This window comes from Pseudomonas savastanoi (assembly GCF_020917325.1).
Taxonomy (GTDB): Bacteria; Pseudomonadota; Gammaproteobacteria; order Pseudomonadales; family Pseudomonadaceae; genus Aquipseudomonas; species Aquipseudomonas amygdali.
Genome location: NZ_CP076652.1, coordinates 1,905,834 through 1,928,730 on the forward strand (window position 1 = coordinate 1,905,834; position 22,897 = coordinate 1,928,730).

The 22,897-nt window shown below is 59.4% G+C and carries 24 protein-coding genes; 12 read left to right on the plus strand and 12 right to left on the minus strand.

Features of this window, described 5'->3' with window-relative positions; translation table 11 throughout:
- Positions 1 to 166: 166 nt before the first annotated feature.
- A complete protein-coding gene (locus KP808_RS08350; RefSeq protein ID WP_058409758.1) occupies positions 167 to 1,291 on the plus strand; it encodes a mechanosensitive ion channel family protein in 1,125 nt (374 codons plus the stop codon).
- Positions 1,292 to 1,308: 17 nt separating this feature from the next.
- On the opposite strand, the gene acpA is transcribed toward KP808_RS08350, so the two are convergent.
- Complete coding sequence (acpA, locus tag KP808_RS08355; RefSeq protein ID WP_230018069.1) at positions 1,309 to 2,994, minus strand: acid phosphatase; 1,686 nt, start codon at positions 2,992 to 2,994, stop codon at positions 1,309 to 1,311.
- Between the two features lie 93 nt (positions 2,995 to 3,087).
- Positions 3,088 to 3,873 carry a substrate-binding periplasmic protein gene (locus KP808_RS08360; RefSeq protein WP_004667473.1) on the minus strand — a complete coding sequence of 262 codons (786 nt, stop codon included), beginning with the start codon at positions 3,871 to 3,873 and terminating at the stop codon, positions 3,088 to 3,090.
- A gap of 109 nt (positions 3,874 to 3,982) precedes the next feature.
- Between KP808_RS08360 and dnaX the strand changes: the two genes are divergently transcribed.
- The 4 genes from dnaX to pdxB all read left to right on the plus strand — a co-directional run bounded on the left by dnaX (position 3,983) and on the right by pdxB (position 8,222).
- Positions 3,983 to 6,187, plus strand: a complete 2,205-nt coding sequence (gene dnaX, locus KP808_RS08365; protein ID WP_230018071.1) for a DNA polymerase III subunit gamma/tau — start codon at positions 3,983 to 3,985, stop codon at positions 6,185 to 6,187.
- A gap of 61 nt (positions 6,188 to 6,248) precedes the next feature.
- Positions 6,249 to 6,575 carry a YbaB/EbfC family nucleoid-associated protein gene (locus KP808_RS08370; protein WP_002552818.1) on the plus strand — a complete coding sequence of 109 codons (327 nt, stop codon included), beginning with the start codon at positions 6,249 to 6,251 and terminating at the stop codon, positions 6,573 to 6,575.
- A gap of 156 nt (positions 6,576 to 6,731) precedes the next feature.
- Positions 6,732 to 6,986 carry a sulfurtransferase TusA gene (gene tusA / locus KP808_RS08375; protein WP_058401984.1) on the plus strand — a complete coding sequence of 85 codons (255 nt, stop codon included), beginning with the start codon at positions 6,732 to 6,734 and terminating at the stop codon, positions 6,984 to 6,986.
- Between the two features lie 93 nt (positions 6,987 to 7,079).
- The gene (gene pdxB, locus KP808_RS08380; protein ID WP_058401985.1) at positions 7,080 to 8,222 is read left to right on the plus strand and encodes a 4-phosphoerythronate dehydrogenase PdxB; all 1,143 of its coding nucleotides are present in this window, start codon (positions 7,080 to 7,082) and stop codon (positions 8,220 to 8,222) included.
- Between the two features lie 72 nt (positions 8,223 to 8,294).
- Here pdxB and KP808_RS08385 read toward each other — a convergent pair whose 3' ends face one another.
- Positions 8,295 to 8,465: a PA1571 family protein gene (locus KP808_RS08385; RefSeq protein WP_002552821.1), complete on the minus strand. Its 171-nt coding sequence runs from the start codon at positions 8,463 to 8,465 to the stop codon at positions 8,295 to 8,297.
- Between the two features lie 281 nt (positions 8,466 to 8,746).
- Here KP808_RS08385 and KP808_RS08390 point away from each other — a divergent pair, with 281 nt between their 5' ends.
- Positions 8,747 to 10,516, plus strand: a complete 1,770-nt coding sequence (locus KP808_RS08390; protein WP_230018080.1) for an ABC transporter transmembrane domain-containing protein — start codon at positions 8,747 to 8,749, stop codon at positions 10,514 to 10,516.
- 64 nt (positions 10,517 to 10,580) lie between these two features.
- On the opposite strand, the gene ppnP is transcribed toward KP808_RS08390, so the two are convergent.
- Together ppnP and KP808_RS08400 are read right to left on the minus strand one after the other, a co-directional pair.
- Complete coding sequence (gene ppnP, locus KP808_RS08395) at positions 10,581 to 10,862, minus strand: pyrimidine/purine nucleoside phosphorylase (protein WP_004658419.1); 282 nt, start codon at positions 10,860 to 10,862, stop codon at positions 10,581 to 10,583.
- Between the two features lie 112 nt (positions 10,863 to 10,974).
- The gene (locus KP808_RS08400; RefSeq protein WP_005744336.1) at positions 10,975 to 11,517 is read right to left on the minus strand and encodes an exonuclease domain-containing protein; all 543 of its coding nucleotides are present in this window, start codon (positions 11,515 to 11,517) and stop codon (positions 10,975 to 10,977) included.
- A gap of 249 nt (positions 11,518 to 11,766) precedes the next feature.
- Here KP808_RS08400 and KP808_RS08405 point away from each other — a divergent pair, with 249 nt between their 5' ends.
- The gene (locus tag KP808_RS08405) at positions 11,767 to 12,603 is read left to right on the plus strand and encodes a substrate-binding periplasmic protein (protein WP_080396353.1); all 837 of its coding nucleotides are present in this window, start codon (positions 11,767 to 11,769) and stop codon (positions 12,601 to 12,603) included.
- Between the two features lie 36 nt (positions 12,604 to 12,639).
- Here KP808_RS08405 and KP808_RS08410 read toward each other — a convergent pair whose 3' ends face one another.
- Positions 12,640 to 12,807, minus strand: coding sequence for a DUF2897 family protein (locus KP808_RS08410; RefSeq protein ID WP_002552826.1), 168 nt, complete (start codon positions 12,805 to 12,807; stop codon positions 12,640 to 12,642).
- A 119-nt stretch (positions 12,808 to 12,926) separates the two neighbouring features.
- Complete coding sequence (gene eat / locus KP808_RS08415; RefSeq protein ID WP_230018082.1) at positions 12,927 to 14,291, minus strand: ethanolamine permease; 1,365 nt, start codon at positions 14,289 to 14,291, stop codon at positions 12,927 to 12,929.
- 291 nt (positions 14,292 to 14,582) lie between these two features.
- Here eat and pyrF point away from each other — a divergent pair, with 291 nt between their 5' ends.
- Positions 14,583 to 15,281: an orotidine-5'-phosphate decarboxylase gene (gene pyrF / locus KP808_RS08420; protein WP_058402064.1), complete on the plus strand. Its 699-nt coding sequence runs from the start codon at positions 14,583 to 14,585 to the stop codon at positions 15,279 to 15,281.
- Positions 15,282 to 15,348: 67 nt separating this feature from the next.
- Here the strand turns inward: pyrF and KP808_RS08425 are convergent, their stop codons facing one another.
- Entirely contained in the window at positions 15,349 to 16,356 is a 1,008-nt protein-coding gene (locus KP808_RS08425) for an NADP-dependent oxidoreductase (protein WP_002552829.1), read from the minus strand.
- A 231-nt stretch (positions 16,357 to 16,587) separates the two neighbouring features.
- Between KP808_RS08425 and KP808_RS08430 the strand changes: the two genes are divergently transcribed.
- Entirely contained in the window at positions 16,588 to 17,523 is a 936-nt protein-coding gene (locus KP808_RS08430; protein WP_219171190.1) for a S66 peptidase family protein, read from the plus strand.
- A gap of 30 nt (positions 17,524 to 17,553) precedes the next feature.
- On the opposite strand, the gene KP808_RS08435 is transcribed toward KP808_RS08430, so the two are convergent.
- Both KP808_RS08435 and KP808_RS08440 read right to left on the minus strand, forming a co-directional pair.
- On the minus strand, positions 17,554 to 18,747 hold the full coding sequence (locus tag KP808_RS08435) for a benzoate/H(+) symporter BenE family transporter (protein WP_230018084.1): 1,194 nt from the start codon (positions 18,745 to 18,747) through the stop codon (positions 17,554 to 17,556).
- A 116-nt stretch (positions 18,748 to 18,863) separates the two neighbouring features.
- Positions 18,864 to 19,334: a MarR family transcriptional regulator gene (locus tag KP808_RS08440; protein ID WP_004658431.1), complete on the minus strand. Its 471-nt coding sequence runs from the start codon at positions 19,332 to 19,334 to the stop codon at positions 18,864 to 18,866.
- 82 nt (positions 19,335 to 19,416) lie between these two features.
- On the opposite strand from KP808_RS08440, the gene KP808_RS08445 reads away from it, so the two are divergent.
- Genes KP808_RS08445 through KP808_RS08455 form a run of 3 tightly spaced genes read left to right on the plus strand, consistent with a single transcriptional unit; the run spans position 19,417 to position 21,642 of the window.
- Positions 19,417 to 20,583 carry an aminotransferase-like domain-containing protein gene (locus tag KP808_RS08445; RefSeq protein WP_058401991.1) on the plus strand — a complete coding sequence of 389 codons (1,167 nt, stop codon included), beginning with the start codon at positions 19,417 to 19,419 and terminating at the stop codon, positions 20,581 to 20,583.
- A gap of 39 nt (positions 20,584 to 20,622) precedes the next feature.
- The gene (locus KP808_RS08450; protein ID WP_058401992.1) at positions 20,623 to 21,225 is read left to right on the plus strand and encodes a glutathione S-transferase family protein; all 603 of its coding nucleotides are present in this window, start codon (positions 20,623 to 20,625) and stop codon (positions 21,223 to 21,225) included.
- A 30-nt stretch (positions 21,226 to 21,255) separates the two neighbouring features.
- Positions 21,256 to 21,642 (plus strand): lysozyme inhibitor LprI family protein, encoded by a 387-nt coding sequence (locus KP808_RS08455; RefSeq protein WP_230018092.1) that lies wholly within the window; start codon positions 21,256 to 21,258, stop codon positions 21,640 to 21,642.
- 21 nt (positions 21,643 to 21,663) lie between these two features.
- Here KP808_RS08455 and KP808_RS08460 read toward each other — a convergent pair whose 3' ends face one another.
- Positions 21,664 to 22,041: a glutathione S-transferase N-terminal domain-containing protein gene (locus KP808_RS08460; RefSeq protein ID WP_080395079.1), complete on the minus strand. Its 378-nt coding sequence runs from the start codon at positions 22,039 to 22,041 to the stop codon at positions 21,664 to 21,666.
- Positions 22,042 to 22,116: 75 nt separating this feature from the next.
- Positions 22,117 to 22,662 (minus strand): GTP cyclohydrolase I FolE, encoded by a 546-nt coding sequence (gene folE, locus KP808_RS08465; RefSeq protein WP_002552836.1) that lies wholly within the window; start codon positions 22,660 to 22,662, stop codon positions 22,117 to 22,119.
- Positions 22,663 to 22,897: the final 235 nt, after the last annotated feature.

The following is a 22,897-nucleotide window of genomic DNA, read 5'->3' on the forward strand; positions in this document are numbered from 1 at the left end:
AGCTGCTGGTAATGCGATCCGAATTCGTCTGAACCCTCGGCGTCATGTGCCACCTAACCCCTTACGCGTCGCTTGAAACCGTTTTACGGCAAGGGGCAATTCAAGTCGCTGCGGGTGTCACGGGCTTTTCGGTCAGGCGTCTCGTAGCAGTGGAGCCGGGGGCCGGATGGAACAGGACATCATCAGATTTTTCACAGACTCGCAATTTCTGGGCATTTCGCTCGCCAACTGGATACTCGCTGTGTTCGCCTCGACCATGAGTTTTATTCTGGTCAGGGGGGTTATCGGTTTTGTCCTCCGAAAGATGCGCTCGCGGCCTGATTCGCCCAGCACGCATATGCGCTACATCGTGGTGCAGGTGCTGTCGGGCACCAGCAATACACTGTTACTGCTGGCTTCGATTCTGATCGGGGTGGGCATGCTCGATCTGCCGGAGCGCTGGCTTGGGCGGGTCAGCAGTCTGTGGTTCGTGGTTGCTGCATTGCAGGTCGGGTTGTGGGCGAACCGGGCAATTGCGCTCGCGCTGCAGCGCTACTTTGTACGTCACAACGCTGGCGGCACTTATCAGGGCAGTGCGCTGGCAACGTTGAGTCTGTGGGGCGCGAAGGTGTTGCTGTGGGCCACAGTGGTCATGGCGATGCTGTCGAACGTCGGGGTCAATATCACTGCGTTTGTGGCCAGCCTCGGGGTGGGCGGTATTGCGGTTGCGCTGGCGGTGCAGAACATTCTGGGTGATGTGTTTGCCTCACTCTCCATCGCAGTGGACAAGCCTTTTGAAGTGGGCGATTTCATTGTTGTCGGCGCGCTGTCCGGTACGGTCGAACATGTCGGTCTGAAGACCACGCGCATCCGCAGCCTGGGCGGCGAGCAGATCGTGATGGCCAACGCCGACATGATCAACAACACCATCCAGAACTATAAACGTTTGCAGGAACGACGCATTGTCTTCGAATTCAGGCTTACGTATGACTGCTCTGTCGATCAGATACGGGAAGTGCCAAAGAAAGTAGAAGCGATCATCAACGCGCAGAAACTCGCCCGTTTCGACCGCTCGCATTTCCGTGGTTTTGGCGAAACGTCACTGGAGTTCGAGACCGTCTTTATCGTTCTCGACCCCAGCTACAACGTTTATATGGATGTGCAGCAGGCGATCAATCTGGACATCATGGAAGCATTCGCCGAACTGGATGTGCGTTTCGCGTTCCCGTCCCGCACGGTGTATGTGGCGTCCTTGCCACCGGTCAAGACGTCGCGTCCGACTGCACTGGAGGCAGCCGACGCGAGTACCTGAGCGCTACAGCGACGGAATCAGGCAGGAAAGTGCAATGCGTTGGTCAGGTCGCCCATGGGAGCCTGGCCGCGCGCGATCATGGCGTCGTCGCGGCGCTTCAGCCCGTCGAGCTTTTCCAGGCCGTGAACACGGGTAATCAGGCGCAGAATCGAGGCCGTGTCGTATACCGTGTGGTCCACCTTGCCTTTGCGGGCGAAGGGTGAAATGACCAGCGCCGGAATACGCGTGCCGGGGCCGAAGCGGTCGCCTTTGGGCGGTGCGACGTGGTCCCACCAGCCGCCGTTCTCGTCCACAGTCACGACGATCACCATGTTGTCCCATTGCGGGCTCTTGCGCAGCACCTTGATCACCCGGTCTATGTGCCGGTCACCCGCAGCCACGTCGGCATAACCGGCGTGCATGTTCAGGTTGCCCTGGGGCTTGTAGAAGGTTACCGCGGGCAACTTGCCGGCTTCGGCATCGGCGAGGAAGCGGTTGGTGCTGGACTCGTCACCCAGGCCGCCGTCACGCAAACGTTTTTTGCGTTCTTCAGGGTTTTGCGGACCCTGTTGCTTGAAGTAGTTGAACGGCTGGTGATGGTATTGAAAGTTAGGAATTTTCGGGATTCCCGTGGAGTCCTTGAACTCGTCCAGCGTCACTTGCCAGGCCCCAGCGTACCAGGCCCAGTCGACATTTCTTTTCGACAGTTTGTCGCCAATGTGTTCGTGGCTTTGCGGAACCAGCACGTTGGGCAGATCCGGTTTCGAGTAATCAGGGTTCTGCGGGTCGCGCAGCCAGGTTGGCCAGTAGGGCGGGGCCATGGTGTTGACGGCGTAGTTGTCCGGGGTAATGGCGCTGGGGCCGAACTGCGGTGGCCCCTCCATTGCGCTGGCAGGCGACTTGTCCAGTGGCTTGAGGCGCGGGTCTTGCGGGTTGAAGCTCTGCAGGGTTGCGATCTGGGATTTGGCCGGAGACTCGGCAGCGTTGGGGTAAATCGGCGCGGTGGCTGAAATCAGGTATTGGTGGTTGAGGAACGAGCCGCCGAATGCACCCTGAAAGAAGTTGTCGCACAGCACGAATTCCGAGGCAACGTCCCACAGGCGCAGCGAGTACTGAGTCTGTGAGTAGTTGCCCATGGTCAGCCCGCCAGCGTCGGCCCAGGCGACGAATCGATCATTGCGGCCGTCGTTGATCTGCATCTGATTCTGATAGAAAACGTGCCACAGGTCGCGAGTGACCAGACTCAGCGGCAGGTCTTCGCCGTTCGGCCCCTTGAGCGGGAAGGGGGCGTTGGGCAGGTCTTTCTGAAACTGCTCGCCTGCCGGGTAGGTCACGCCGTCAACGGTTTGCGGCCCGACCTGTAACACACCACCCCAGGCTGGCGGCAGTTTGGACAATAGCGTGCCGTCGCGGTCGCGCTGTTCATAGTCGGAAGGTCTGAGCGAGGAGAGTGGCTTCTGGACCCCGGGAAAATCGCCGAACAGGTTATTGAAGCTGCGGTTCTCGGCGTAGATCACCACAATAGTCTTCACGTTCTCGCGCAAGGCCCTGTCCAGCGCAGGCCCGGCAAGGTGATGATGCTTGTCGTTGTCGGCGGGCGGTTTCTCGTGGGCCGACACGTAGCTGCTCAGCGTGACGCCTGCGCCAAGGGCAGCCATCCCGCCCAGAAAACGACGGCGGCTGGGGTTGTTGTTGGTGTCTTCGTCGTCTGATCTGTCGCTCATCGCCAAATACTCGCGCTGGTTAATGTATTACCAAAGATTTCAGGCGAGCGTAACGACGGAATATGACGCTATTGCTACACCGCAGAGGAAGGGTCACGGGGGCGTGGGCGCGGTGTAGTGATCGATGATTTGCTGAATCTCGCCTGACAGACGCATTTGCACCAGTGTGCGCAGGATTTTACCTGTCGGCAGCTCGGGGGTGTTGCGTATCAGGCAGGCCGCAGGCTGCTCTGCGACCAGCGATATGGGCTTCAGCCTTCTGCCGACAGGCAGGTTTCGATTGGTCCATTCGAGGATCAGCTGGTTGGTCACGGCGTAGTTGTAGCGTCCAGCCATCAGCTTGCCGAGCGTCTGGTTCTGCGTGCGTGCGTCTTCACGTATCAGTTGATGATTATCAAAAAGGTGCTGCAGGGCAGGGTAGTTATAGCCTAGTACCGTGCCGACGGTTTCATTGTCGAACTGCTCTGGGTATGGGCCCGCAGCCGTTTCGGCTGAAGCGACCAGCCAGTCGCGTTGATAGAGAATCGGCAGGCTCCAGAGGTAATCCCCGGACAGATCGGGATACCACGCCTGTGAGCTGTAGCAATGCATGTCTACTTCGCCACGCTCAAGCGCCGACTGGATGCGCAGGCGCGGCATCACGTGGTACCTGGCTTCGAGGCCGACATGGTGCGCAACGCTTTGCATGATGTCGAACAGGATGCCGGATTCGGGCCGAAAGTCGGTGATATGCATCATCGGCATGGTCCAGCCTTCGTTGACCGCGAAGTCCAGAGTGCCTTTGGCCGCGCTCACCGTCTGCATCGACAGCAACAGCATGCACGCCACGGCTGCACGAGGCAGCCGTGGCTCTGCAAAAGTCCGTTTAAAGCGCGTCATTGGATTCATTTGCTCAGCTTAGCCACAATAGAGGCGGACACCAGATGCAATTTTGCCCCTGCTCGGCTAGCATTGGCGGTCTTCCGCTTACCAGTTGCGACGGTTTTAAATGAGTTATCAGGTTCTTGCACGTAAATGGCGTCCGCGCTCGTTCCGCGAAATGGTCGGCCAGGCTCATGTGTTGAAGGCCCTGATCAACGCGCTGGACAGCCAGCGCCTGCACCATGCCTATTTGTTCACCGGCACGCGAGGCGTCGGCAAGACCACTATCGCGCGGATCATCGCCAAGTGCCTGAACTGCGAAACCGGCATTACCTCTACGCCCTGCGGCACTTGCTCGGTGTGCAAAGAGATCGATGAAGGTCGTTTCGTCGACCTGATCGAGATCGACGCCGCCAGCCGCACCAAGGTCGAAGACACGCGCGAACTGCTGGATAACGTGCAATACGCGCCAAGTCGCGGTCGCTTCAAGGTCTACCTGATCGACGAAGTGCACATGCTCTCCAGTCACTCGTTCAACGCCTTGCTCAAGACGCTTGAAGAGCCGCCGCCCTACGTCAAGTTCATCCTCGCTACCACCGATCCGCAGAAACTGCCCGCGACCATTCTGTCGCGTTGCCTGCAGTTCTCGCTGAAAAACATGACGCCCGAACGTGTGGTCGAACACCTGACCCACGTACTGGGCGTCGAGAATGTGCCGTTCGAAGACGATGCGCTGTGGCTGCTCGGGCGCGCTGCCGACGGTTCGATGCGTGACGCGATGAGCCTGACCGATCAGGCCATTGCCTTTGGTGAAGGCAAGGTCATGGCTGCCGATGTGCGCGCCATGCTCGGCACGCTGGATCACGGTCAGGTGTTCGATGTGCTGACTGCGTTGTTGGAAGGCGACGCTCGCGGTGTGCTGGAAGCGGTGCGTCACCTGGCCGAGCAGGGGCCTGACTGGAACGGCGTGCTCTCGGAGATTCTCAATGTTCTGCACCGCGTGGCGATTGCCCAGGCGTTGCCGGAAGGCGTCGACAACGGGCATGGCGACCGCGACCGGGTGTTGGCGCTGGCCCAGGCATTGCCTGCCGAAGACGTGCAGTTCTATTACCAGATGGGCCTGATTGGTCGTCGTGACCTGCCGCTGGCCCCGGACCCGCGTGGCGGTTTCGAGATGGTTCTGCTGCGCATGCTGGCGTTCCGCCCGGCCGATAACGACGATGCGCCGAGGCAACCGCTAAAGCCGGTGGGGATCAGCCAGGCCACGGTTGATTCCCGAAAAGCAGTGGCCGATGCGACACCTGTTGCGTCGGTAGCTCCCGCAGTTGCAAAAGCGCCGGTCATGGCTGCGCCCGATCCGGCCTTCGAAGCGCTGCCGCCCGCAGCCGCCCCGATGCCGGCGGCTGCACGAACTGAGCCCGCGGTACAGCCAGAATCACAACCGCAAGCCCAGCCCGAGCCGGTCGAAGAAATCGATCTGCCGTGGAATGAGCCAAAGGCACCGCTTGCCGAAAAAAACGCTGAACCCGCACCGGACACTGGCACTGGTGCAGAACCGGTAACCGAGCCGGTTCTGGAGACTGTCTCCGAACAGCCAGACCTTACGCCAATGCCGACGCCTGCGCCCGCCAGCCCAGTGCCAGACGCGCCAGAGGCGGAACCTGCGCAGTCGGTTGCCGAGCAGCAGGTTACACCGGCGATGCTTGAAGCCATTCCTGATTCCGCCTATCTGTCCATGAATCCGGATTCGATGTCTTCCGGCCCAATGGGGCGCGATGACGAGCCGCCAGCGGATGACGATTACGTCGAGCCGGATATCGACATCGACCCGGCGTCCTATAGCTATCTGGATGAACTGGCCCACGAGAGCGTCGTCGAGCTTGAAGCGGTCGAGCCCGAGCCCGCTCCGGCTGCCAAGCCAGCCACCGGCCTTGCTGCCGACTGGCTGGAGGTATTCCCCAAACTGCCGATCTCCGGCATGACCGGCAGCATTGCGGCCAACTGCACCTTGATGGCGGTCGATGGCGATAACTGGCTGCTGCACCTGGACCCGGCGCACAGTGCCCTGTTCAACTCGACCCAGCAGCGCCGCCTGAACGATGCGTTGAACCAGTATCATGGTCGCACGATCAATCTGAGTATCGAGCTGATCAAGCCCGAGCAGGAAACTCCTGCCCAGGCTGCTTCGCGACTGCGTGCCGAGCGTCAGCGTCAGGCCGAAGCCTCGATCCAGGCCGACCCGTATATCCAGCAGATGTTGCAGCAGTTTGGCGCTGTTATCCGGGAAGATACTATCCAGCCCGTAGACGCGCCTGCGGTGCAGCCTCAATAACTGAACACAGGGCGCCATTGGCGCCGCGCAAACAAACCATCCATTTTCGAGGAGATATCCCATGATGAAAGGTGGCATGGCTGGCCTGATGAAGCAGGCGCAGCAAATGCAGGAAAAAATGGCCAAGATGCAGGAAGAACTGGCCAACGCGGAAGTCACCGGTCAATCGGGCGCAGGCCTGGTGAGCGTCGTGATGACCGGTCGTCACGACGTCAAGCGCATCAATCTGGATGACAGCCTGATGCAGGAAGACAAGGAAGTGCTGGAAGACCTGATCGCCGCCGCCGTCAACGACGCCGTGCGCAAGATCGAGCAGGCCAGCCAGGACAAGACCGCTTCCATGACCGCAGGCATGCAGTTGCCACCGGGCATGAAACTGCCGTTCTGACGGTCGCTTGGGTCACGATCAATGCCAGGCCATGTGCCTGGCATTTTTCTGTCCGCTGTCTGGCCGCGCGCCGCCGTTCGGCTTCAGGACAACCATCAGTATTTGGCCTGACCGACTGAATTGAGCGACAATCGTCACCCGCCTCTGGAGTGCCCCATGTCTGAGCCCATTGAAAACCTCACCGTCGACGCCGTGCTGGACGCTGTCGGGCTGTTCTGCCCGGAACCGGTGATGATGCTGCATCAAAAGGTGCGTGACCTGCCTGCGGGCGGCCTGCTCAAGGTGATTGCGACCGATCCTTCCACGCGCCGTGATATTCCGAAATTCTGTGTTTTTCTTGGGCATGAGCTGGTTGCGGAGCAGGCCGAAGAGGGCACATTCCTGTACTGGATACGCAAAAAGTCCGATTGATTGATTGTTACATCGCTGCAACCCGCGCCGGTTCACGACGCACCTGTTCCCGCTGGGGACCGGTCCCTGTTCGCCAGACCCAGAGAGTCTTCCATGCGCATTGTTGCTGACGAAAATATTCCCCTGCTCGACGCTTTTTTTGCCCATTTCGGTGAGATTCATCGCTTGCCGGGGCGCGCCATAGATCGCGCTGCCGTGGCGAACGCCGACATCCTGCTGGTGCGCTCCGTGACCCCCGTGACCCGTGAGCTGCTCGAAGGCAGCCCGGTGCGGTTTGTCGGTACCTGCACCATCGGCACCGATCATCTGGATCTGGACGGGTTTCAGCAAGCTGGTATCCAGTGGGCCAGCGCACCGGGCTGCAATGCACGCGGTGTGGTGGATTACGTGCTCGGCAGCCTGCTGACCCTGGCGGAAATCGAAGGCGTCGACCTCGCGCAACGTACTTACGGTGTGGTCGGTGCAGGGCAGGTGGGTGGTCGTCTGGTCGCTGTCTTGAAGGCGCTGGGCTGGAACGTACTGGTCTGCGATCCGCCACGCGAGTCTGCTGAAGGCGGTGACTTCGTCAGCCTTGACGAGATTCTGCAGCGCTGTGACGTCATCAGCCTGCACACGCCGTTGAGCAAGACCGGGGCGTTAGCCACCTGGCACCTGCTCGACGAAGCCCGTTTGCGCCAACTCAGGCAGGGTGCCTGGCTGATCAATGCCAGTCGTGGTGCCGTGGTGGACAACACAGCGCTGCACGACGTGCTGCTTGAGCGCGAAGACCTGCAAGCCGTGCTGGATGTGTGGGAAGGTGAGCCGCAGGTCAACGTGGCGCTGGCCGACTTGTGCGTTCTGGGTACGCCGCATATCGCCGGTTACAGCCTTGATGGCAGGCAGCGGGGCACTGCGCAGATCTATCAGGCGCTGTGTGCCTTTCTGGGGCAGCCTGCGGTGATAAAACTGGACGATCTGCTGCCCAAACCCTGGCTGGCGCAGGTCAGCCTCGATGCTGACAGCGATCCGGTCTGGGCACTGAACATGCTGTGCCGTGGCGTGTACGACCCGCGGCGTGATGACGCAGATTTTCGTCGCAGCCTGACTGGCGACACTGCCAGCCAGCGCCTGGCCTTCGATGCGTTGCGCAAGCATTACCCGCCACGTCGGGAAATTGAAGGGCTGAAGGTCCGCGTCGAAGGTGAGTCCGGGGAGCTTACGCAACTCGTGCGGGCACTGGGGGCGGTACTGGTCTGATCGTCCGGTAAACGCGGGGCATAAAAAACCCGACTCAGGGTCGGGTTTCAAGGCATTTGGCACGGTTCGGTTTTATTTTTCCGGGGTTACCCAGTTCTTGTCGCATTCCTGGCAGGCAGCCTGAACCATTGCTTCAGTGATCAGGACTTCTTGCCCATGCTCGTCGAGAATTGCACCGCCAACCGGCAGATTGGGCGTGGCTCGAACGACTGGAACTTCGTTGCTGCGCTCTTGCAGGCTCATGGTGTTTCTCCTTTCATCAGGTAACGGCGTTAAATTAACCGCGCTTGATGACCGGTCCGTGACAGGTGCTGTCAGCCGCTCAAACGCGTTCCCAGTGCAACAGAAATGATGCGAATCTGCCAGTAGACGCTTAGATCGATGTCTTATAGCGGCCCCTGTAAAGCAGTCATAACCTGACCTTTGAAGCCGGGCGCAAGTTCATTCGAAATGATGCTCAGCGCGCCATGCATGACAGGTGTAGGCTTCGCCATTCAGAAAGATCGGGCAAACAGGCAGGCTTCATGATTTCACTGATTACGCGACGTCACCGCCAGGCCCTTCGCCTGGCTGCGAGTTTCATTGCGCCGTATCGCTGGCAAGCGTTCGGAGCATTGTTGGCACTTGTCATTACCGCGGGCATCACCTTGTCGATCGGCCAGGGCATCAAGCTGATGGTCGATCAGGGCTTCATGACCCGCTCGCCGCAGTTGCTCGAGCGCTCGATCGGCTTTTTCATGCTGCTGACGGTCGGCCTGGCCATCGGAACGTTCGCCCGCTTTTATCTGGTGTCATGGATCGGCGAGCGCGTGGTCGCCGACCTGCGCAAGAAAGTATTCGATCACCTGATAGAGCTGCATCCGGGCTTTTACGAGAACAATCGCAGTTCGGAAATCCAGTCGCGGCTGACCGCCGATACCACGTTGTTGCAGTCGGTGATCGGCTCGTCACTGTCGATGTTCCTGCGCAACGCACTGATGGTCATTGGCGGCATCGTGCTGTTGTTCATCACCAACCCCAAGCTCACCAGCATCGTGGTGGTGGCGTTGCCGCTGATCATCGCGCCCATCCTCATGTTCGGACGGCGGGTGCGAAACCTGTCGCGCGAGAGCCAGGACAGGGTCGCCAATGTGGGCAGCTACGTGGCCGAGGCGTTGGGGCAGATCAAGACGGTGCAAGCCTACAACCATCAGCAGCAGGACAAGCAGCGTTTTTCGCATACGGTGGAGCAGGCGTTCGAGACCGCTCGCAAACGGATTTTGCAGCGCTCCTGGCTGATCACGCTGGTGATCGTTCTGGTGCTGGGTGCGGTGGCGGTGATGCTGTGGGTCGGCGGTATGGACGTGATCAGCGGCCGCATATCAAGCGGTGAGCTGGCAGCGTTCGTGTTCTACGCGCTGATGGTCGGTATGGCGTTCGGCACGTTGAGCGAGGTGATTGGCGATTTGCAGCGCGCCGCCGGTGCCGCAGAGAGGATCGGCGAACTGCTTCAGGCACGTAGCGAGATTAGCGTGCCGACCACCGACCTGCAGAGCCTGCCACAGCGCATCAGCGGGCGTCTGGCGCTGGAGAATGTCACCTTCGCCTACCCGTCGCGTCCCGAGCGCAATGCGCTGGATAACCTGACCCTGAACATCGAGCCCGGTGAAACCCTGGCGCTGGTCGGGCCTTCCGGAGCAGGCAAGTCGACCATCCTCGACCTGCTGCTGCGTTTCTACGACCCGATTCAAGGACGCATCCTGATCGAGGGCGTGCCGATCGCACAGCTTGATCCGCACGATCTGCGCCGCTGCTTCGCGCTGGTTTCACAATCGCCCGCACTGTTTTTCGGCAGTGTCGAGGACAACATTCGTTACGGTAACGCCACTGCCAGCCTTGAGCAGGTACAGGCAGCAGCGCGTATCGCCCATGCGCACGAGTTCATTCTCGACATGGCCGACGGCTACGGTACGCACCTGGGTGAGGGCGGAGTGGGATTGTCCGGCGGACAGCGGCAGCGTCTGGCGATTGCCCGCGCGTTACTGGTCGATGCGCCGATCCTGCTGCTGGACGAGGCGACCAGTGCACTGGATGCGCAAAGTGAGCACTTGATTCAGCAAGCCTTGCCGAGCCTGATGCAGGGGCGTACCACGCTGGTTATCGCCCACCGGCTGGCCACGGTGCAGAATGCCGACCGGATTGCCGTCATGGATCAGGGCCGGCTTGTGGCGGTCGGTACCCATCAGCAACTGATCGCCAGCAACCCGCTCTACGCACGTCTGGCGGCGTTGCAGTTCAATGCTGGCGTCGAATAGAAAGGCGCAGTGTAAGCAGGTGTGCGGGCAATGTGGGAGGTCAGGCCCCCCCACGTGTTCAGTCTCAGCGGTATTCGCACAGGTAAGCTGTATCAACGCTGACCTTGAGCTGGAACTTGCTGTTGGCCGGGACATTGAACTGGCTGCCGGTGGAGAAAGTTTCCCAGTCGGTACTGTCCGGGAGCTTCACGTTCAGCTCGCCGGAGATCACGTGCATGATTTCCCGTTGCGCTGTACCGAACTCATATTCGCCCGCCGCCATGACACCGATGGTTGCCTGACCGTCGACCTGGCTGAAGGCGATGGATTTGACGGTGCCGTCGAAGTACTCGTTGACCTTGAACATGGGCGATTCCTTTTGAAAGGGCTGGAAATGGCCCGCCAGTATGCCCAACACGGTAAAACTCGTCACGCCCCTTGCAAGTCGATGCTGAACAACTGACGACGTGCAGCGAGATTCAATTAGGCAGTATCAACGGCAAGAGCCGGGCGGTATTGCGCGCATCAACCAGTGCCCGGTGTTGCTGACCTGTGAATTGCATGCCAGCCAGTTGCAGGGCGCTGTTCAGGCCCATCGGCTTTTGCAACTGACGCGCTTGAGCGAATCGCTGTTTGAGGTTGACGTGCGGCATGCTCGACAGTGCGCTGTCGAGGCGATGGTAGCGCCATTCCTCTTCCAGTTGCTGGCGGTCGTAATCCCCCCAGCTGGCCCATCCCAGCACGCGGGCACGGTGATGGCTCAACCAGCGCTCGAACTGAGGCCACACGGTCGTCAGGGGCGCAGCGCTGTCGATACTGCTTTGATTGATATGGGTCAGCTCCCGGCAAAAATGAGTCAGCACAGGCCTGCGTGCGGGTCGTACGAAGCGCTCGAAATGGTCCAGCTCGCGCCCGTCCTGATTGACCAGCGTCGCGCCTATTTCGATGACTTCCATTTCTGCGACCGGCCAGCCACCTTCTTCGGTGGTAGCCTCCAGATCAATCACCAGCCAATGCGGCATCATCAAGCTCCCTTACGATAGTCAATGGCTTCAGCGTAGCCAGATTAGCCTGTTGCGCCCACGCCTGACGCTGCGCCGACAATATCGTTTTTATAACTGCCCTTACAGTGACCGCTGCTAATTGCATTGGTGCCTCACGCGAGTTCATCGCAGCGGTGCACAATAGTAACCACTGTGAGCAATGCTGACGCCGTTGATTTGACAGTTGTTTAAATCATGGAAACCGCATAGCGTGGAGGGCTTTGATTGATGTCGTGTTTTATGAAAAAATTTGCAGTATTAATTGATGGCGTCGCGCGGACGTTCGCCACAGGCCTTCTGCTCTTTGTGCCGTTCATGGCAACGTCCCACGTCTATGCCGCGCAGGTCGTGCGGGTGGCCGCCGTGCATTTCCCTCCGTATATGGTCCGCCCTGAAAAAGGCGAAGACGCGGGTCTGTTGCCCAAGCTGATCGATGCCCTGAATGCCGAGCAGGACGATTACGAGTTTGTGATGATCCCCACCTCCGTGCCCCGGCGTTTTCGTGACTTCGCGGAAGGGCGTTTCGATGTTGCGATCTTTGAGAACCCTGACTGGGGCTGGAAGGATATTGCGCACGAAACCGTCGATCTGGGCCTTGAAGATGCCGAGGTCTATGTAGCAAGGCGGGTCGAAGGGCGTGATCAGAATTACTTCGATGATCTGTCTGACAAACGTCTGGCGTTGTTCAGTGGTTACCATTATGGATTTGCCAACTTCAATACCGATCAGAAGTACTTGAGTGAGCACTTCAATGTGACCTCCACCTATTCTCACGACAGTAATCTATTGATGGTGGTGCGCAATCGGGCGGATATCGCGCCTGTTACCCGTTCTTATCTGATTGATTTTATGGCACGTAACAAAGATGAAGCGGCGCAGTTAATGGTCTCCGAACGCGTTGATCAGATCTACCGTCAATACGCGTTGTTGCGCCCCAATGGCAACATTGATGTTCCACACTTCAAAGCGCTGCTGGAGAAGTTGCGCGCGGACGGCGAGTTGGAGACGATCTTTCAGCCGCTTCATATCAAGGTGCTTTCGGTCAGCGCAGAGATCGGGAAATAGGCAGGGGCAGGTTTTCAGCCTGCCACCCGGACTTATTTAACGGTCCTTGGCTTCCTTGGCGTCCATTTCGGCGTTGCGCTCATGGACGCGCTTGAGTTGTTCTTCGGTGAGGGGCAGTTTCTTGGCTGTATCGCGCAGCATCATAAGACCGCCGACGATCGAGCCGATGGCTACGAGCAGAATTAACCAGGCATACCAGGGCATAGCGCTCTCCTTGTTGTGATACCGGTTTGAGCAGCGAGGCTGCTCAATGGTTCAAGTGTATGCGCCTTGACCGGGTTGCGTGCAAAACGCTTTGCACGCAACCCCGGAAAGTCTCTGAATTATTGCCCGGTCAGCATCGCGTCGGTCGGTGCATCGGCGCGCGATTTGGCAGTCAGGCTGAAGTAGATAAAACCGATGGCCATCAGCCCGAGGAAAATCAGGCCGATCAGCATGTTGAACCAGGCCATTGCCACCAGGCACACGACTGCCAGAGCCAGCGCAATACCGGGCACCACCGGGTAACCTGGCGCGCGGAAGCTGCGCTCAAGATCAGGCTCGGTCTTGCGCAGCTTGAACAGGCTGAGCATGCTCATGATGTACATGACGATAGCGCCGAATACAGCCATGGTGATCATTGCGGCGGTGAGTGTCATGCCGCTCAGGTTGATCAGGCCATCGCTGTAGATGGCGGCGATGCCGATCAGGCCACCTGCGATGATCGCCCGGTGCGGTGTCTGAAAGCGTGACAACTTGGCCAGCGAGGCAGGCAGGTAACCGGCGCGGGCGAGGGCGAAGAACTGGCGCGAGTAACCCATGATGATGCCGTGGAAGCTGGCGACCAGACCGAACAGGCCGATCCAGACCAGCATGTGCAGCCAGCCGGAGCTGTTACCGACCACGGCTTTCATGGCTTGTGGCAGTGGGTCGTTGATGTTGGCCAGCGTGCGCCAGTCACCCACGCCACCGGCAAACAGCATGACGCCGATCGCCAGTATCACCAAGGTCAGAATGCCGCTGATATAGGCCTTCGGGATGGTGCGTTTCGGGTCCTTGGCTTCTTCGGCGGCCATTGCAGCGCCTTCAATGGCCAGGAAGAACCAGATCGCAAAGGGGATGGCGGCGAACATGCCGGCAATCGCTTCCGGCCCGAAGGTCTGGGAACCGGCCCAGCCGTTGAGGGCGAAGTTGCTGAAGCTGAATGCAGGTGCGACCACCCCCATGAACACCAGCAGCTCGGCCACGGCGAGAATGCACACGACCAGCTCAAAGGTTGCTGCCAGCTTTACGCCCACGATGTTGAGTGCCATGAACACGATGTAAGCGCCGACAGCCGCATGTTTAGGGTCCAGCCCCGGGTATTGCACGTTAAGGTACGCACCGATTGCCATGGCAATGGCCGGTGGCGCGAATACGAATTCGATCAGAGTGGCCATACCGGCGATCAGTCCGCCTTTTTCGCCAAAGGCGCGGCGGCTATAGGCAAATGGGCCGCCCGCGTGCGGGATGGCCGTAGTGAGCTCGGTAAAGCTGAAGATGAAGCAGGTGTACATGGTCGCAACCATCAAGGCTGTTACCAAAAAGCCCAGTGTACCCGCCACGCCCCAGCCGTAACTCCAGCCAAAGTACTCGCCGGAAATCACCAGCCCGACAGCGATCCCCCATAGATGAATCGTGCCCAGCGTTGGCTTGAGTTGCGTGCTCATGGTCATCTCCCTGAGATTCGGTAATCGTTGAAACATCCTGTTGCAGAGGCCGTGCCAGTGCACTGATCATTGTCGTGTTGCTTCAAAACGGGTCGTTTACAGAACGCTGCAGTGAACCGATTCATCGGGTTGTGCAGGTTTGGTGCAGGCCATCGAAGCGGTGGTCGCTGCGGGTGCAGGGAATCATGACTTTTTATGGCCGCGACTGGCTAAATGCCGATCTACGGGTCCCGTCTGCTCGCCGGTTCGGCTACAATGCGCGCCGATTTCGACTTACCTGAGACCACGCTCATGTCCGCCTGCCAGACTCCCGTCATCGTCGCCCTGGATTTTCCGACCCGTGAAGCCGCCTTGCGTTTGGCTGATCAGCTCGATCCCAAGCTGTGCAGGGTCAAGGTCGGCAAGGAGCTGTTCACCAGTTGTGCGGCCGATATCGTCGAGACCCTGCGCAACAAGGGTTTCGAGGTGTTTCTTGATCTCAAATTCCACGATATCCCCAATACCACGGCGATGGCGGTCAAGGCCGCTGCCGAGATGGGCGTATGGATGGTCAACGTGCACTGCTCAGGCGGACTGCGCATGATGACGGCGTGCCGCGAAGTGCTGGAGCGGCGCAGCGGTCCTCAGCCACTGCTGATTGGCGTGACCGTTCTGACCAGTATGGAGCGGGAAGACCTTGCCGGTATCGGCCTGGACATTGATCCGCAGGTGCAGGTGCTGCGCCTTGCAGCGCTGGCCGAGAAGGCGGGTATGGACGGTCTGGTCTGTTCGGCGCTGGAAGCGCAGGCCCTGAAAGCGGCTCACCCGTCGTTGCAACTGGTGACGCCCGGCATTCGTCCTGCGGGCAGTGCGCAGGACGATCAGCGCCGCATCCTGACTCCGCGCCAGGCCCTGGACGCCGGCTCCGATTATCTCGTCATCGGTCGCCCGATCAGCCAGGCAGCTGACCCGGCGAAGGCCTTGGCTGCAGTGGTTGCCGAGCTGGCTTGAGCGCAAGGGCGCACATCATCAGGCAAGGCACCCCATGCTGAAGCATGAGGTGCCCGGCCCGCGGGCTTTATTCCACTTTCAAGATCAGCTTGCCCTGGTTCTCACCGCTGAACAGCATCTGGAAGGTCTCCGGGAAAGTCTCGAGACCGTCGACGATATGCTCCTTGCTCTTGAGCTTGCCTTCCTTGATCCAGCCCGCCATCACCTGACCGGCTTCAGCGAAGCGCTCGGGGTGGTCGAGTACGATGAAGCCTTCCATGCGTGCACGGTTGACCAGCAGTGACATGTAGTTGGCCGGGCCTTTGATCGCCGTGGTGTTGTTGTACTGACTGATGGCACCGCAGATCACCACGCGCGCGCCGACCGCCAACTGGCTGAGCGCCGCGTCCAGAATGTCGCCGCCAACGTTGTCGAAGTACACGTTCACGCCATCCGGACAGTGGCGCTTCAAACCATCCATAACGTCTTCGGACTTATAGTCGATGGCTGCATCGAAGCCCAGTTCTTCGGTCAGTAAACGGCATTTTTCTGCGCCTCCTGCGATGCCGACAACCCGGCAGCCCTTGAGCTTGGCAATTTGCCCGGCGACGCTGCCCACAGCACCCGCTGCGCCGGAGATCACTACGGTGTCACCGCTTTTTGGCTGGCCGACATCCAGCAGCGCCAGGTAGGCAGTCATGCCGGTCATGCCCAGAGCAGATAGATAAAGCGGTAGCGGGGCAAGGCTGGTATCAACCTTGTAAAAGCCTTTTGGCTCGCCCACAAAGTAATCCTGAACGCCAAGTGCGCCTTGCAGATGGTCGCCTACGGCAAATTTCGGGTTTTTCGATTCAAGCACTTCGCCCACGCCCAGGGCGCGCATCACTTCGCCCAGCTTTACGGCCGGAATGTAGGATTTTCCGTCATTCATCCAGCCACGCATCGCCGGGTCCAGCGACAGGTATTTGTTCCTGACCAGTATCTGGCCTTCGGCAAGTGCGGTGACCGGAGCCTCTTGATAGGTGAAGTCTTCACGGCGCACATCGCCCGACGGACGCTTGGCGAGCAGGAACTGGCGGTTGGAAAGATCAGTCATGGCAGGGTCTCCAGAAAATGGTTCAAAGATGGATTCAAACGCTCGCCGCGTTGCTCAGGCAAGAAGCGATCATCAAGCGAATGCTGTTTGATCCATGTGATTGATAGGAGTCCGTTGCGGCTTTGGCGTTCAGACGGATCTGCAGACGACGCATGCTGAAGGCCGATAGGGCTTGAGTCAGTTGCGGCGGTGCTCTAGATTCGTCGCTCGACAAACGCTAGGGTGACCGTAATGCCAGCTATATCCAAACCGACGTTTTACCCTCAGGTTCTGCGCGCTGGCGACGCCGTGGCGTTGGTGTCGCCTGCCGGGCCGGTTGACCCTGGCAACATCGACGCTGCGGTCGAAGTACTCAAGGGGTGGGGGCTGCGGCCGCGCGTCTATCCGCATGCGCTGGGTAAATACTCATTCTATTCGGGGACCGACGAGGAGCGGCTTGCTGACCTCAACGCCGCACTGGCTGATCCGGAGATTCGTGCGGTCATCTGCAACCGCGGTGGCTATGGCGTGCAGCGAATTGTCCAGCAGGTAAATATGGACGCTGTGCGTCGTGACCCCAAGCTGGTAACCGGCTTTTCCGATATTACCGCGCTACATGGTGCGCTGTGGAACCATGCGCGTCTGGCCACTATTCATGGCCCGGTCGCCTCGCAGCTGGAACGCGGTGGCCTGTTCGTCAGCGGCATGCACCATGTGCTGATGAGTACCGAGCCGGTATTGCTCAAGGCCGATCATGCCTCACCAACGGCGAAGGTCAGAACCGGCGGCAGCGCGCAGGGCCTGTTGCTGGGCGGCAATCTGTGCATCCTCGATACCTCGGTGGGTACGCCGTTCATGCCCGACATGACCGGTGCGATTTTGCTCATCGAAGAGGTCAACGAACCGGCCTATCGGGTTGACCGCATGCTGACCCATCTGGGTAACTGCGGCATCCTTGCGCGTCTGGCGGGTGTCGCGGTGGGCGAGTTCACCCCTGCCGCGAACACCGGCGGCACCATCAGCCCCGCCGATGTGCTGCTGGAACGGCTGGGCAGTCTGGGCATTCCGGTGCTGGGCGGCTTGCCGGTAGGGCATGGAGATCTCAATCAGGCCGTGCCCTTGGGAACGCAGGCAATACTCGATGCAGATGCCGGAACCTTGCTGGTGTCAGCCACTGCCCGTAGTTGATCGTTCTTATGACGTGGGCTTGAGGCAGGCTTATCCGGCCTTGCGTGCATTCAGGATCAGCATGGTCAGCAGGCCCGCAACAATGCCCCAGAATGCCGAACCTATGGAAAACAGCGTCAGCCCCGAGGCCGTCACCATGAAGGTGATCAGGGCAGGTTCGCGTTCCCGGGGCTCGGCCATGGCCACGGTCAGGCCATTGGTGATCGAGCCGAGCAGCGCCAGTGCGGCAATCGAGAGCATCAGTTCCTTGGGGAACGCACTGAACAGACCTGCCAGCGTGGCGCCGAAAATCCCGGCGATTGCGTAGAAAATCCCGGCCCAGATCGCCGCTGTGTAGCGTTTGGACTTGTCTTCGTGCGCATGAGGGCTGGTACAGATGGCGGCGCTGATGGCGGCCAGGTTGATCCCGTGGCAGCCGAACGGTGCGGTAAGCAAAGAAGCAAAGCCTGTTACCGATATCAGCGGTGAGGTGGGCGGGTAGTAACCGTCGGCTCGCAACACCGCCACACCGGGCATGTTCTGCGAGGTCATAGCCACCACAAAGAGCGGAATGCCGATGCTGACCGTCGCGGCCCAGGAAAACTCGGGAGTGGTCCAGACCGGCATGGCGACTTGCAGCGCCAGATCGCTGAAGTTCAGCAAGCCCAGCGCGCCCGATATCCCGATGCCGACCAGCAGTGCGAGCAGCACCGAATAGCGTGGCGAAAGACGCTTCACCACCAGATACGTAAAAAACATGCCTAATACCAGGCTGGTGCGATGCTGGGCGGCGATGAAGATTTCACTGCCGATCCTGAACAGGATTCCCGCCAGCAAGGCCGCAGCCAGCGAGGCTGGCAAACGCCGCACGATACGTTCGAAGCTGCCCGTTACGCCGCACAGAATAACCAGCAGCGCGCTGGTCATGAACGCGCCAATCGCCTGCGGGTATGCCACACCACCCAGACTGGTGATCAGCAGTGCGGCACCGGGTGTGGACCACGCGACAGTAATCGGCATGCGGTAGCGCAACGAAAGGCCGATGCTGCACACCGCCATGCCCATGAACAACGCCCACAGCCAGGACGAAATCTGCACGCTGCTCAGACCGGCCGCCTGTCCGGCCTGAAACATCAGCACCAGTGAGCTGGTGCAGCCAGTCATCATGGCAATGAAGCCGGCAACCACCGCAGACGGCGATGAGTCGGTCAGCGGGCGCAATGGTGCCTTGAGGGTTTCGTTCATGCAGGGCGTTCCTTGAAGCGGGCAGGTAGCAAAGGACGCCAAGCCTAAACGCATGACCGCTCGGCTTTACGATACAGCGATATGAGTAAATGCCAGCACAGTTGCGCCAGTGGTATTTATTCGACGTCAGTCCCGATTGGACACGCACCGGATTGCAGTGTCTGGCCCAGCGCGAGGTTGACTGTCATCCAGCCATCCACCGCTTCCTGACCCGCTTCGGCGAACACGCGTTGCAGCAGCTTGACCTGTTCACGCCGCAACGCCTGCTCGAAACGGGCGCCTTCATCGGTGAGCCCGAGCAGTCGTTTACGCTTGTCGGTTTCCGGGGCGGTGCTGTGCACCAGGTCCATGCCGATCAATTGGCGCAGCGGGGCATTGAGCGCCTGCTTGCTCACGCCCAATACCGTGAGCAGTTCCTTGACGCTCAGTTCGGGATAGCGAGCGATAAAAAATACAATGCGCTGATGCACGCGACTGAAGCCGCGCTTGGCCAGCATTTCATCAGCCTTGGCGGTGAACGCCTGATAGCCGAAGAAGAAGGCCTCCATGGCCATTTGTTGATTGGCAGGTTTTTTTAAGTCAAGCATGTTGACGTATCCGGGCTGGGCGTCGTAATTTGAGTCAACAAGTTTGACTTATTTTCCTTCGTCTCGGCTACAGGTAAGTGCCATGGCTTTTTCCGAACGCGTTTCCCGTCTGAAAAGTTCTCTGATTCGCGAGATCCTCGCCGCCGCTCAGCGTCCGCAAGTGATGTCGTTCGCTGGTGGCCTGCCTGCCGAGTCGATGCTGCCCAAAGTCGAGTGGGCTGACATGCCTGTTTCTCTGGGCCAGTACGGCATGAGCGAGGGCGAACCTGCGCTGCGCGAAGCGCTGGCTGCCGACGCCCGCGCCCTGGGTATTGCTTGCGATGCCAGTCAGGTCATGGTGGTCACTGGTTCTCAACAGACCCTGGACCTGGCAGCCAAGCTCTACATCGACAAAGGCACCGAGATTCTGCTTGAAGCACCCACCTACCTGGCGGCGCTGCAGATATTTCAGCTGTTTGGTGCCGACTGCATCACCGTGCCTCTGCAGGCCGAAGGCCCGGACCTGGTCGCCATGCGTCAGCGCCTGGAGCAGCACAGGCCCGCTTTCGCCTACCTGATCCCGACCTTCCAGAACCCCTCGGCAGTGCGCTATAGCCAGGCCAGCCGCGATGCAGTTGCGGCGTTGCTTGACGAGTTCGGCGTCACGTTGATCGAGGATGAGCCGTACCGCGAGTTGAGCTTTGACGGTGGCAGTGCCAGGCCGATTGTCAGCGGCCTGAAGACAGCCAGCTGGATCTACACCGGCACGGTCTCCAAAACGCTGTTGCCCGGCCTGCGTGTGGGTTATCTGATCGCCAGTCCCGATCTGTTTCCGCACTTGTTGCGCCTGAAGCAGTCCGCCGATCTGCATACCAATCGCCTCGGCCAATGGCAGGCCTTGCAGTGGATTGGCACTGAGCACTATCGTGAACATCTGCTGACGCTGTGCGAGTTCTACCGCGGTCGCCGGGATGCATTCGAGGATGCCTTGCAGACGCATTTTTCAGACCTGGCCGAGTGGAATAGCCCGCAAGGCGGATTGTTCTTCTGGCTGACCCTGAAACAGCCGCTGGACACCCGTACCTTGCTGGATGCCGCGTTGGCGCAGGACGTCGCGTTCATGCCGGGCGAACCTTTTTTTGCTGACCCGGACGCCAATCACGGCCATCTGCGCCTCAATTTCAGTCATATCGACCCGGCGCGTCTGAATGAAGGCATAAAACGACTGGCGTCTGTGGTCCGTGCGGCACAGAATCTGAAAGCCGCCTGATCATAGCCGGCAATACAGGCATATCGAGGGAGCAGGGCGATGTACAAGGTTTATGGCGATTACAACTCGGGCAACTGCTACAAGGTCAAGCTGATGCTTAACCTGTTGGGCTGCGAGTACGAGTGGGTACCGGTCGATATTCTCAATGGCGAAACCCAGACCCCGGCTTTTCTGGAAAAGAACCCCAACGGCAAGATCCCGGTGCTGGAGCTGGAAGACGGCACCTGTCTATGGGAGTCCAATGCGATTCTCAATTTTCTGGCTGATGGTTCCAGGTATCTTCCGAGCGAACCGCGGCTGCGTACCCAGGTACTGCAATGGCAGTTTTTCGAGCAGTACAGCCATGAGCCGTCGGTGGCGGTTGCCCGTTTCATCCAGTTCTATCTGGGCTTGCCGGCTGAACGCATGACCGAGTATCGCGCCATGCAGAAGTCCGGTTATCGAGCGCTGGCGGTCATGGAGCAGCAGCTTGATCGCACACCGTTTCTGGTCGGTGAGAATTTCTCCATCGCCGATATCGCCTTGTACGCCTACACCCACGTCGCTCATCAGGGCGGTTTCGATCTGGCACCTTACACCGGAATTCGGCGCTGGCTGGATCGGGTCAAGGCGCAGCCCGGTTATGTCGGTATGCTGGATTGATGCCCCCATTGGCTGAATAAAAGGAAATTTATGCGCGTTTCAATAGCACTTCTGGCCGCTTTTATCGCGCTGGGTATCGGCTGCTCGGCACAGGCTCAGGATTGTGACGCCAATCAGGCCAGCATGAATCAATGTGCAGCCAATGAGCTGGCGGCGCTCGATGCCGATCTCAACAAGCAGTACAAGGCGCAGATGACGTGGTTGAAGACGCCGGCCAAAAAGCAGGCGTTCAAGGATGCACAACTGAAGTGGATAGCCCTGCGTGACGCCGATTGCCTGTATCAGGCTGGCAAGCCCGAGGACTCAGGCTCTATCTGGCCGTTGCTGCAGTCGCAATGCCTGGCTGACCAGACCCGCGTGCGCCTCAAGCAGTTGCAAGCCTATGTCGCCTGCCGCGAGGAAGGTTGCCCGCGTTGAGGCACGTCGGGCACGTAGTGTTCAGATCGCGCCGAACCGTTGGTTCAGGTAGTCGATAATGACTTTGGATTCGTACATCCACACGGTTTTGTCGCCTTCTTCGATTCGCAGGCAAGGCACCTTGATTTTACCGCCCTCGTTTAGCAGCGTCTGACGGTCAAGCTCGTTGTTCTTCGCATCGCGCAAAGCAACAGGAACATTGAGACGGTGCAGGGTGCGACGGGTTTTCACGCAGAACGGGCAGGCGTGGAACTGGTACAGCGTCAGGTCTTGAGCCGCCTCAGCGACAGCCGCCTGGGCCTGCGGATCGCGCTTTTTCTTGCTCGGGCGGGTCAGGAAGTCGATACCGATGACGAGCTGGCCAAGGCCGACTCTTAACGCTTTCATGAACACGGTCATACCTCTTGCGGACAGTGGCGGAAATCGGCCGGGCGTTCAGCGTGCGCCAGGGCACGTGAACGCGGGCTGAACGGGTCACTTGATCAGGCTGAGAAACTCACTGCGAGTGGCAGCGTTTTCACGGAATTCGCCGAGCATCACTGACGTGATCATGGCCGAGTTCTGCTTCTCGACACCGCGCATCATCATGCACATGTGCTTGGCTTCGATCACCACCGCCACACCCAGTGCACCGGTAACCTGCTGGATGGCCTCGGCGATCTGACGGCTGAGGTTTTCCTGGATCTGCAGGCGGCGGGCGTACATATCAACGATCCGCGCCACCTTCGACAGGCCCAGCACCTTGCCGTTGGGAATGTAGGCGACATGTGCCTTGCCAATGAACGGCAGCAGATGATGCTCGCACAGCGAGTACAGCTCGATGTCCTTGACCATGACCATTTCACTGGCATCGGAGCTGAACAGCGCGCCGTTGGTGACTTCTTCCAGCGTTTGCGCGTAACCGCGACACAGGTACTGCATGGCCTTGGCGGCGCGCTTGGGGGTGTCCAGCAGACCTTCGCGCGAGACGTCCTCGCCCAGTTGCCCGAGTATGGCGGTGTAATTCTGTTCCAGTGTCACAGGGGTGTGTTTCCGTGTGGGGTTCGATGAGTGCGAGGGCAGGCCCGTCGCCGACGGCGCACATAGTAACTTACGCAAGAGTGCGGGTGCACGGCAGCGCTGCAAATCAACCGGGCGTTATGCGTTTTGTATCGTAGCGCTTACACGTTGGCGACCAGATCGCTACCCACTTCCCCGGCACCGCGCTGTCTGAACGTGCAGGTTATTAATCAATTGCCTGTCGAGAGAGTGAATC

What these genes read in the sequence shown, in the direction of transcription:
- KP808_RS08350 (WP_058409758.1), top strand. Translation starts at nt 167, where the DNA reads ATGGAACAGGACATCATCAGATTTTTCACAGACTCGCAATTTCTGGGC.
- acpA (WP_230018069.1), bottom strand. Translation starts at nt 2,994, where the DNA reads ATGAGCGACAGATCAGACGACGAAGACACCAACAACAACCCCAGCCGC.
- KP808_RS08360 (WP_004667473.1), bottom strand. Translation starts at nt 3,873, where the DNA reads ATGACGCGCTTTAAACGGACTTTTGCAGAGCCACGGCTGCCTCGTGCA.
- dnaX (WP_230018071.1), top strand. Translation starts at nt 3,983, where the DNA reads ATGAGTTATCAGGTTCTTGCACGTAAATGGCGTCCGCGCTCGTTCCGC.
- KP808_RS08370 (WP_002552818.1), top strand. Translation starts at nt 6,249, where the DNA reads ATGATGAAAGGTGGCATGGCTGGCCTGATGAAGCAGGCGCAGCAAATG.
- tusA (WP_058401984.1), top strand. Translation starts at nt 6,732, where the DNA reads ATGTCTGAGCCCATTGAAAACCTCACCGTCGACGCCGTGCTGGACGCT.
- pdxB (WP_058401985.1), top strand. Translation starts at nt 7,080, where the DNA reads ATGCGCATTGTTGCTGACGAAAATATTCCCCTGCTCGACGCTTTTTTT.
- KP808_RS08385 (WP_002552821.1), bottom strand. Translation starts at nt 8,465, where the DNA reads ATGAGCCTGCAAGAGCGCAGCAACGAAGTTCCAGTCGTTCGAGCCACG.
- KP808_RS08390 (WP_230018080.1), top strand. Translation starts at nt 8,747, where the DNA reads ATGATTTCACTGATTACGCGACGTCACCGCCAGGCCCTTCGCCTGGCT.
- ppnP (WP_004658419.1), bottom strand. Translation starts at nt 10,862, where the DNA reads ATGTTCAAGGTCAACGAGTACTTCGACGGCACCGTCAAATCCATCGCC.
- KP808_RS08400 (WP_005744336.1), bottom strand. Translation starts at nt 11,517, where the DNA reads ATGCCGCATTGGCTGGTGATTGATCTGGAGGCTACCACCGAAGAAGGT.
- KP808_RS08405 (WP_080396353.1), top strand. Translation starts at nt 11,767, where the DNA reads ATGTCGTGTTTTATGAAAAAATTTGCAGTATTAATTGATGGCGTCGCG.
- KP808_RS08410 (WP_002552826.1), bottom strand. Translation starts at nt 12,807, where the DNA reads ATGCCCTGGTATGCCTGGTTAATTCTGCTCGTAGCCATCGGCTCGATC.
- eat (WP_230018082.1), bottom strand. Translation starts at nt 14,291, where the DNA reads ATGAGCACGCAACTCAAGCCAACGCTGGGCACGATTCATCTATGGGGG.
- pyrF (WP_058402064.1), top strand. Translation starts at nt 14,583, where the DNA reads ATGTCCGCCTGCCAGACTCCCGTCATCGTCGCCCTGGATTTTCCGACC.
- KP808_RS08425 (WP_002552829.1), bottom strand. Translation starts at nt 16,356, where the DNA reads ATGACTGATCTTTCCAACCGCCAGTTCCTGCTCGCCAAGCGTCCGTCG.
- KP808_RS08430 (WP_219171190.1), top strand. Translation starts at nt 16,588, where the DNA reads ATGCCAGCTATATCCAAACCGACGTTTTACCCTCAGGTTCTGCGCGCT.
- KP808_RS08435 (WP_230018084.1), bottom strand. Translation starts at nt 18,747, where the DNA reads ATGAACGAAACCCTCAAGGCACCATTGCGCCCGCTGACCGACTCATCG.
- KP808_RS08440 (WP_004658431.1), bottom strand. Translation starts at nt 19,334, where the DNA reads ATGCTTGACTTAAAAAAACCTGCCAATCAACAAATGGCCATGGAGGCC.
- KP808_RS08445 (WP_058401991.1), top strand. Translation starts at nt 19,417, where the DNA reads ATGGCTTTTTCCGAACGCGTTTCCCGTCTGAAAAGTTCTCTGATTCGC.
- KP808_RS08450 (WP_058401992.1), top strand. Translation starts at nt 20,623, where the DNA reads ATGTACAAGGTTTATGGCGATTACAACTCGGGCAACTGCTACAAGGTC.
- KP808_RS08455 (WP_230018092.1), top strand. Translation starts at nt 21,256, where the DNA reads ATGCGCGTTTCAATAGCACTTCTGGCCGCTTTTATCGCGCTGGGTATC.
- KP808_RS08460 (WP_080395079.1), bottom strand. Translation starts at nt 22,041, where the DNA reads ATGACCGTGTTCATGAAAGCGTTAAGAGTCGGCCTTGGCCAGCTCGTC.